Origin of the sequence: Paraburkholderia caffeinitolerans (genome assembly GCF_902859945.1) — a bacterium.
GTDB lineage: Bacteria > Pseudomonadota > Gammaproteobacteria > Burkholderiales > Burkholderiaceae > Paraburkholderia > Paraburkholderia caffeinitolerans.
This window is the reverse complement of sequence record NZ_CADIKL010000081.1, coordinates 1-7,685: the sequence shown is the minus strand read 5'-3', so window position 1 is coordinate 7,685 and position 7,685 is coordinate 1. Positions and strand designations below refer to the sequence as shown.

5 protein-coding genes and 1 pseudogene are annotated in these 7,685 nt (G+C 58.7%); 5 read left to right on the top strand and 1 reads right to left on the bottom strand.

Annotated elements, in window-relative coordinates; all coding sequences use genetic code 11:
* Nucleotides 1–537 (top strand): annotated as a pseudogene (locus tag HV773_RS36065) (hypothetical protein); the annotation flags it as partial.
* Between the two features lie 98 nt (nt 538–635).
* Complete coding sequence (locus HV773_RS36060) at nt 636–1,634, top strand: AraC family transcriptional regulator (RefSeq protein ID WP_175198497.1); 999 nt, start codon at nt 636–638, stop codon at nt 1,632–1,634.
* Between the two features lie 93 nt (nt 1,635–1,727).
* Here the strand turns inward: HV773_RS36060 and HV773_RS36055 are convergent, their stop codons facing one another.
* On the bottom strand, nt 1,728–2,663 hold the full coding sequence (locus HV773_RS36055; RefSeq protein WP_175198496.1) for a LysR family transcriptional regulator: 936 nt from the start codon (nt 2,661–2,663) through the stop codon (nt 1,728–1,730).
* Nucleotides 2,664–2,908: 245 nt separating this feature from the next.
* On the opposite strand from HV773_RS36055, the gene HV773_RS36050 reads away from it, so the two are divergent.
* The 3 genes from HV773_RS36050 (at nt 2,909) to HV773_RS36040 (ending at nt 6,977) form a co-directional block, all read left to right on the top strand.
* Entirely contained in the window at nt 2,909–4,090 is a 1,182-nt protein-coding gene (locus HV773_RS36050) for a porin (RefSeq protein WP_246282652.1), read from the top strand.
* 29 nt (nt 4,091–4,119) lie between these two features.
* Nucleotides 4,120–5,571 (top strand): amidohydrolase family protein, encoded by a 1,452-nt coding sequence (locus tag HV773_RS36045; RefSeq protein WP_246282651.1) that lies wholly within the window; start codon nt 4,120–4,122, stop codon nt 5,569–5,571.
* Between the two features lie 62 nt (nt 5,572–5,633).
* Nucleotides 5,634–6,977 carry an MFS transporter gene (locus tag HV773_RS36040; RefSeq protein WP_175198495.1) on the top strand — a complete coding sequence of 448 codons (1,344 nt, stop codon included), beginning with the start codon at nt 5,634–5,636 and terminating at the stop codon, nt 6,975–6,977.
* The last annotated feature ends 708 nt before the right edge of the window (nt 6,978–7,685 follow it).

Sequence of the window (7,685 nt, the reverse complement as noted above, 5' to 3'; positions counted from 1 at the left end):
CGAGCTTTCTCAGGTGGGCTTGGGTGGCTCCATCCAGTTTTCGGGCATCAGGTTTTGTCTTCATGCCCATATAACGCACCACGCACTATTTGGTGCACACGTCAGTATCTGCGCGAGGTGGAGCGGCCACTCGTGATGGTCGCGGGGGGCACGGGGCTATCCGCGTTTCTCGGCATGCTCGACAATCTCGCGCACAAGGGGGGATGCGGCCGGCCGGTGCGCCTCTACTACGGCGTAACGCATGCACGCGATCTGTGCGAGCTCGAGCGCTTGAAGGCCTACGAGGCACACATCGCCGATTTTGCCTGCGATATTGTTGTGATGAATCCCGCCGAAGGTTGGCAAGGCAAGACGGGGCTGATTCCCGAGCACTTCGATCGTTCGTTTCTCGAAGCCCACCCGTCCGACATGTACGTGTGCGGCCCCCCTCCGATGGTCGAGGCGATCAAGACGTGGCTTGCGAACGAGCGCATGGACGATCACCGGCTCTACTACGAGAAATTTGGGGACAGTAATAATGCGCAGTCGGCGTCTTGAGGTTGCGGCGGCGCAGCGTTATTCGGGGTGAGTCGGTATTTTGTGTTCGCGCGATATGGTTTACCATCAAGGGTTCGATATTCGCTTAGTCATTCGTCATGCCAACCTCTGCCGTCAACGATTGTCGCGGCATCGATGCACTGCGTCACGACCTTGAAGGCGCACGTAACTGGATGGAGACGATTTGCGGGCCACATGCGTTGCAGGTTCGCAACCCGAAGCAGCTGAACTTTCACCACTCCGGCACAGTAATGCGCTCGATGGCGAGCACGCTCGGCTACGTGGAGTACGGTACCGATGTCACGGTGTCCGTGCGAGACGATGCGCCGCTCAATTGCTATAGCGTCAGTTTGCCAATTACGGGGCAACAGGAGCTCGCCACGCGCGGGCGCCTGTGGTTGTCGGACCAGGACAGCGGGCTGATTCTGTCGCCGCATGAGACGCAGGATCTTGCGATAACAGGCAGTTGCCGCAAGATCATCGTATCGATTCCTCAACTGGCATTGCGGCAGGTGCTTGAAGGAATGCTGCAACGACCGCTCGATATAGCGCTCACGTTCGAGCCGCAGATGGATGCCGCCAATGGCGACCAGGCCGCCTGGTGGCGCATGGTCAAGTTCCTGCTGGCCGAGATGGGGAGCGCCGGGCCGATGATCAATCATCAGCATATGGCGGGGGATCTCGAACTGGCGCTGATCAAGGGCCTGCTGCTTTCGCAGTCGCACAATTTCTCACAAGAGCTTGCCGAGGCAGCGAGTCCTTCGTGCCCGCACTATCTGACGCGGGCCAAGCAGTTCATTCACGAAAACGCGCGTGAGGACATCGCGCTGGAAGATATTGAGCGTGCAGCGGGCGTGTCGCGCTACAAGCTGTTCGACGGCTTCAAACAGCATTTCGGTTATGCGCCTATGGCCTACCTGAAGCGGTACCGCCTCGAGGCGGTGCGGCGCGAAATTCTCGGGGACGGCTGCGAAGGCAATGTCTCCTCCACTGCGATGAACTGGGGCTTTTCGCATCTCGGCCGTTTTGCCGGCGACTACAAGCAACTCTTCGGCGAAACCCCATCGCAAACACTCAAGCGCGCGGCAAAACGTTAGATCCTCTGATTGGACGTATCAGAGGCCCGGGCTATGCCAGCCAGGGCCGTTGTCGCGGACGACACGCCGATCAGGGCGATATGCTTGTACTCGTCAGGTAGCTGCGGCGCTTCGCTTGAGTGCCTCGACAAAAGCCGTCGCGAGTGGGGACAGCGGCCTACCCTTGCGCCACGCAACTCCCATTGGAGCGGGCCAGGACGGGAGCGTGAGCGGCAGAACCGACACATTACCCCGCGCTTGTTCGTCGTGGGCGACCCGGCTTGGCAGGATGGTGACGGCGTCGCACGTCTTCAACATCCCGAGCGCGAGCGGAATGGAAAAGGCCTCGACGACAATCGCAGGGCCTTGCACGACTTCGGCGAGAAACTGCGCCTGAAGCGCGTAGCTTACCGGGGACTCTTTCGGAGGAAGCAGCCAAGGGTAGGCGGCGACCTGCTCCCAGTCCAATGCCATCACATTCTCGAGCGGATGTCCACGACGGCAGACCGCACACAGGTGTTCCTCGAACAGTGGTTCGAGATGGACGGCCGAGCCGAAGTACTCTGGCACAAGACGTCCCACGATCAAGTCAAAGCCGCCGTCATGAAGCCCCGCCGCCAGCCCGAATGAGCCGCTTTCACGCACGGTAATGACGCAGCGCGGGTGTGATTTCGCAATCGATGCGATCGCTTGCGGCAGCAGTTGCGGCATGACTGTGAACAGGGCGCCCACTGTCAGCCTTTCGCGGTGCTCATTCAACAAATCACGGATTTCATCTTCAGCGGCACGGAGGTTGCCAAGAATCATCCGCGCGTGACGCGCAAGCGTCTGCCCGAATTTCGTCGGCACCATGCCAGACGCGGTACGTTCATATAACTGCACGCCCAGCAAGTCTTCGAGTGTGGCTAGCATCTTGGATAGCGCCGCACGAGTTACATGAAGCTGATCGGCAGCTTTGGCAAGACTGTGCGTCTCATCAAGCACCATCACCGCCCGGAGATACTGGAGTTTGAGCCGGGACGGCGGCGCCTTGCCGGTGTTGACATGCATCGTATCCTCCTTCGAATTCGCAAATCATGCGTCAACCAAAGGTTGACGGCTGATTCCTAAAAGTCACCGCGTCAAAAATGGGCCTAATTTACACTCGACTTTCTGGTTTGAGGCGGGCATGAAGTCTTATGCGTCACTGCAATTCGATCGCCCCAAGACAAACAGTCAGCCCATAACCGGATTTTATATATCTATAAGCGTTTGTATGCCGCATTGACGCCTCCTGACACGATTTGGAGAGACGGATGCGAAGCGAAGGCGCGCTCGACCCGGAAGCGCCTCGTGGACCCGGCTCCATACAACATCATGTTCGCGAAGGGGACAACGTGAGTCATCGTGGCATTTCCGTACATTCAGCTCTTTTGGCAAGCCTGCTTTGCAGTGCATTCGCGAGCGCCGCGCACGCGACCGATAACGTCGAGATTAGCGGATTGCTCGGGGCGGGCGTCGGGTATTCGAGCAACGTCGGCGGAGGTTCCGTCGTAATGGCAACCCCCGGCGTGCTGCGGCCCAGCGTGCTGCTTTTCCGTGGTAGCGAAGATCTTGGTGATGGGAACCGTGCCATATTTTATCTCGGCTCATTATTTGGCATTCCAAATGGAAACGTTTTCGGTGGCGCAGGCAGCCTGTTCTCCCGTGAATCCTACGTCGGTCTCGCCAATCGCTATGGGACCCTCACCTTGGGGAACCAGCGCGATTTCATGTTCGACAGCCTCACGTTGAATCGCTATCCCGGGAGCTTTTTCGAAGGGGCCTACGCGGCTCACCAAGGACCGTTCCCGACGTTCGGTGTGTCGTATTCGGCGCAGAAATCGTTCGACTTCGACCGTGTGAACGGCGAAGCGATTGCCAACACCGTCAAGTTCAAGAGCGCCAATTTTTCGGGGTTGACGTTTGGAGCCATGTACGGTTTCGGCGGCGTACCGGGCAGCATCGGCAAATCGTCTTCGACCAGTTTTGGCATCAACTACGACTACGCGAATGCAGGCGTCGGCGCCGCATACACGATGGTCAAGTCACCGCAGAACAACAACGGCAATGATGGCATTCGCAATATTGGCCTGGGCGCTCGATATGGATTCGAGAAGTGGTTGATATCGGGACTCGCCACCTTTTCGCGGAACACGGGCACCGGCGCACAGATCGACGCGTTTGACCTCAGTGCGGGGTATGAATTCAGCGCCTTCTGGTTTGCCTCCGCGACCTACGCCTACATGTGCGGAAACGCCCCGCTGAACAACAACCACGCCAACCAGTTCACGTCCATTGTCGGGTATCGCTTTTCTAAGCGCACGACTGTCTACGTCGACGCGGCGTATCAGATCACCTCGAAAAATGGAGCGCTGGCGCAGATCAATGCGTCGGCAGGTCCATCCAGCAATAACCGCCAGTTCGTTAGCACCTTCAGCATTCAGCACACGTTTTGATATTGCATCGTGTTCATAAGAGGCATCACATGGGTAATGACATTCAACAAAGACGGCGCAGCTTCCTCAAGACCTGCGGGGCGCTGGCGGGCGGCATTGCGATGCCCGCGATCTTTACGGCCGGCGCAAATCCGTCGTTCGCAGCGGAGCCGCATAGCCTTCCGGAACGTGGAGAGTTCATACTGCGCGGCGGCTACGTCCTCACCATGGATCCCGCCCTCGGCGAGTTTCCCGGGGGCGACGTGCACATCAAGCACGGTGAAATCGTTGCCGTCGGCGCCAGGATCGAAGCCCCCAATGTTCGCAGCATCGATGCGAGCAAGATGATTGTCATGCCGGGGTTCGTCGATACCCACCAGCACCTGTGGACGAGCCTGTTGCGCGGCTCCTTGCGAGGCGACGACCCGAAGTTCGGCTACTTTCCGAGCAAGGCGCGGGCGGGTGGCGTGATGACGCCAGCGGATATCTACAATTCCGTGCGGCTCGGTGTCGCGCAAAGCCTTACGTCCGGCATCACGACCATTCACGATTTCTGCCATAACGTGCCGTCCCCCGCACACGCGAATGCGAATTTGCAGGCACTGGAAGACCTTGGCGTGCGCTCGCGATTCTCGTACGGCCGCTATGGCGAGCCGTCCTCGCGGCCCATGGACTGGCAAGATGTCGAGAGAGTCCAGCAGACCCTGCTGCCAAAACGCCCGCTGCTTACGCTTGGCGTCGTCGTGGCGCCGGTGACCGACAAGGATGGCACGATGCGTCCGGAGGTGTTTGAAGATCTCCGTGATTCCGTGACGCGCGCGCGCTCCTTGGGCCTTCCCTACACGCTTCACTACGGGAACCTGACGCACGGGATCGTTGACGTGATGGCCAAACATCAATGGCTGGGCCGGGATCTCCTGCTCGTCCATCCGCAAGGGTTCACAGCGGAAGAGCGCTCGACTCTGGTGCAATCGGACGTCACGATCAGCATTGCGCCGGTCATCGAACTTCAATACTCTACCGTGCGCAGCGGCTATACCCAATTTGCCGAATTGGAGGCACTCCACGCGCAAATGGGTATTTCCATCGACTCTTCCGCAGCGTCGGCCAGCGCCAATTTTTTCAACGAAATGCGCGCGCTGCTGTGGGCACACAAATCGCGCGCCGATACCAAACTGAAGGTGACGCCTCGCCGCCTAGTTGAGCTTGCAACCATCGACGGCGCGAAAACACTCAATATGGCCGATCGGATTGGATCGCTTACACCGGGCAAACGGGCAGACGTCATTCTCGTCCGTACGAACGATCTCGACATCGCTCCCGTATTCGACCCATTCAACTCACTGGTGTACTCGGCACAGCCCGACAATGTCGACACGGTCGTCGTTGACGGCCGCATCCTGCGGCGAGGCGGGAAGTTTGCTGCGCTTGACGTCAATGCGGTGATTCAGGACGCAACACGCTCGGCGGTCCGCTTGCGGGGCGAGGCGGGACTGGCGTGAGGCGTGTCGCAATTGCTGTTTGGCTGTGAAACAAGGAAGAGACAAACGAGGAGATGGGGTTCATGCGTCAAATAAATCTGCATTCGCTGGCCGACGATGCCAGGCTCGGTGCGCTGCACTACGTGGTTCTTTTCTGGTGCGCATTGATCATCGTGTGCGACGGGTACGATCTGGCCGTTGCAGGTATCGCACTGCCTTCGATCATGAAGGAGATGGGTGTAAATCCGGCGAAGGCCGGTTTCATGGTGAGTTCTGCCCTATTCGGGATGATGTTTGGGAACATCATGTTCGGCACGATCGCGGATCGGATCGGACGCCGTCGGGCCATCGCCATCTGCTTGACGCTGTTCAGCGTGTTTACTGCAGCAACCGGATTGGTTGCATCGCCTTTTGCTTTTGCCGCCGCTCGCTTCATGGCGGGTGTCGGTATTGGCGGCGTGATGCCGAATGTCATTGCGCAGATGACGGAGTATGCACCGCGGCGGATTCGCAACACGATGGTCGCGGTGATGTTCAGCGGCTATTCGATCGGCGGCATGTTGGCTGCGTTGATGGGCAAGGGAATGATCGAGCATTACGGGTGGCAATCGGTTTTCGTTGCAGCAGGCGCGCCGGTGATTCTGGTTCCGTTGCTTCTGAAATGGATGCCTGAGTCGATGCCGTTTCTGATCAAGCACGACCGGAAAGCAGAATTGGCACACATCGCCCAGCAATTCGATCCGACATACCGCCCGGAGCCAGGTGACGAATATTGCGTGCCGAACGAAGACAAGGTCGACAATGCGCCGGTTCGGCAACTGTTTTCCGACGGGCGAGGATTCAGCACGATCATGTTCTGGATCACCTTCTTTATGTGCCTGTTCATGGTTTATGCGCTGAGCTCGTGGCTAACCAAATTGATGGCGAATGCGGGGCACAGCCTCGGCTCCGCACTGACCTTCGTGCTGGTTCTGAATTTCGGGGCCGTGATTGGGGCGATCGGCGGCGGCTGGCTTGCAGACACGTTCCAGACCAAGCGGGTGCTAATCCTGATGTACTTGCTGGCCGCGGTGTCGATCACGGTGCTCGGGCACGCCATGCCGATCGCCTGGTCGCTTGTGCTGGTTGGGCTTGCAGGCGCGACAACCATCGGGACCCAGATCGTCAACTGCGCGTATGCAAGCCAGTTTTACCCGATGGCGATCCGTTCGACCGGCGTCGGATGGACGTTGGGCGTCGGGCGCAGCGGGGCCATCCTTGCGCCGATCGTGATCGGTATCCTTGTGGAAATTGGACTGCCGCTTGAGCAGAACTTCATGGCCATTGGTCTGCCAGCGCTTGTGGCTGCATTCGCAGTCGGCTTAATCGACCGTCGACGCTCGGCGGAGCAATCGTCAAGCGTGGTGTATGAGGGTCGGTCGTCATAGTCAGGCAGCAAGCGGTTGAGGGGCTGGCGTGCTTTCGATCACGGTTCGTATGTCGCCAACGCCAATATCAACGCTAACGGCAACGTCACGTCGTTTGTCCGCGCCACATGCTTGATGAAGTTGCTGCAGAAAGGCCGGGCTTCCCCGATGCTGCTCGCGTCGTCCGGCGGCGAGAGTGTTCGGCAGTTCTATACAGGCGGCGATTCGCTGGCATAGTCAAATCGAGGGCGATGCCGGATAGAGTGACAAGGCGCGCTCCACCTGGCACCTCGATGAACTGTTCGCGAAACTGCGCGGTGAAGCACGTGCCCTCGTACCGATTCCTCCGGCAAGATATTCATCCACAACTTGCCGCTTGAACTGCTCGTTGTACTTCGCCATGAAAAACACCCCAAAGGATTGACTGGTCTCCAACTTTTGGGGTGCAGTTCACAGGCGTCGGGGGCAGTGACCGCTCTTCTCTGATGACTGATGGCGCGGTTTTCTGGATTACCAGTGAGGCCAGCGACGCCGAAATCCCCATGCATGGCGCTGCGAGGAGCCGCGCTCTTGCAACACCGCTCGGGGCCAACGGGGTTGTGGTGCAAACTGAGTAGGCGAACCTGTCCGCATTTTTGTGGGCGAGGCGGTTAAAGGAATCGTTACCCGCGCGCCTGCGTGAATCGGTCGCCAAACAGGATAGCAAACTGGTTCATCGCCGACTTCCAG